We start from the raw sequence: 1,389 nt of genomic DNA on the forward strand, positions 1-1,389 counted from the left end.
CTAAACTGTCAGTGAAACGACGCCGTATTAGGGCTTCTCAAAATCTTGATTATCGTGAGCAGGTTCTATTCGGGAGAGTTTTATAGTGCGATTGCCCTGTACCTCGTATGCCCAAGCTTGCAATGGTAAAGCGTTCTTTATGAGGCAAGTTCAATCCTGCTAATCCTATCCACCCTGCGAGGGGACGTACCAATAGCAGAATAATCAGACTCACAGCATAAACCTGCCAAGTCAGCTCTACGCCAGAGCTGAGTCCTTGACCCAGTGCCATCCCAAAGATAACCAACACCAATGACATCAATAAGCCTTCAGATTGCTCGGCAAAGTCATGTAACTCTTCATGATAATCATGCCGATGTTGGGTGCGCCTAAAGGCAAATGCTGCCACAAAGACTGCAATGAAGCCATAGCCATGGATAAATTCAGCCAGCCCATAAGCCAAAAGGGTAATGGCAATGATGACATAGCCTTGTGACAGAGCTGTCTCTTTGGTTCTGTTAGAAAAGACAATACGTCCAATAATTTTTCCGACAGCTACGCCAATAACTAAACCTGCTGCAATCCGCCAAACCACATCCATGGTAAACCAATCAAGTAGTAAGTTTGAGGTTATCTTATCGGTGGTGGTAAATTGTTCTGCAATCTTGATAGCAAGGTAAACAAAAGGGAAAGCAAGACCGTCATTAAGCCCCGCTTCTGAGGTTAATGAAAATCGAGGTAAATCTTCTCCCTCACCATTAGGCGGTCCCACTTGAACGCTTGAAGCCAGTACAGGGTCGGTCGGTGCCAGTACTGCGCCAAGTAGTAGGGCTGCGCCTAGGCTCAGACTAAATATATAATGACCCAATGCTGCCATAGCCACGATGCATAACGGCATGGTTATCAGCAACAAACGTATGGTGGGTCGCCATCTTTGATATTTTAAAGGGGTGTCGAGCTTAATACCTGCGCCAACCAATGATACTAAGACTACCAATTCACAGAGCTTTTCAACAAACGTGCCATTATCAATAGGACTTAAAAAAGGAAAGCTGGTCCATAAGTAGCCTATAGTCAGGCCTAATATAACCTGCAACATAGGTAAGGAGAGTGGTAGTCGCTTTAAAAAATAAGGGGCGAATCCTCCTAGTAAAAAGGCAAAGCCGCAAACTAATAAGAAATGGTTATAGTTTTCTATCATATTGATCCGATTGTTTTGGGAGGAGGGTTAATAATTTTTTCTCTGCACACGACAAAAAAAACAAAAAAGTCTGTTAAAGCAAAGGCATAATAGTAATTTTTAAGACGAATAGACCATGCCAAACTTTAACAGACTTAGTGAAACTTTAACCCAAAACCTGAGTATGAACAAGGCAAGAATCAATTGTTTGAGCCTAATGATAATAGCCC

General features: G+C 42.8%; 1 protein-coding gene. It reads right to left on the reverse strand.

The window, feature by feature from the left end; all coding sequences use genetic code 11:
• Positions 1-49: 49 nt before the first annotated feature.
• Entirely contained in the window at positions 50-1,180 is a 1,131-nt protein-coding gene (locus A1232T_RS11010) for a cation:proton antiporter (RefSeq protein WP_077449457.1), read from the reverse strand.
• Positions 1,181-1,389 lie beyond the last annotated feature (209 nt).

The organism is Psychrobacter pasteurii, from assembly GCF_900162815.1.
GTDB classification, from domain to species: domain Bacteria; phylum Pseudomonadota; class Gammaproteobacteria; order Pseudomonadales; family Moraxellaceae; genus Psychrobacter; species Psychrobacter pasteurii.

Excerpts from the sequence above, each read along its gene's own strand:
- A1232T_RS11010 (WP_077449457.1), bottom strand. The coding sequence starts at position 1,180 with ATGATAGAAAACTATAACCATTTCTTATTAGTTTGCGGCTTTGCCTTT.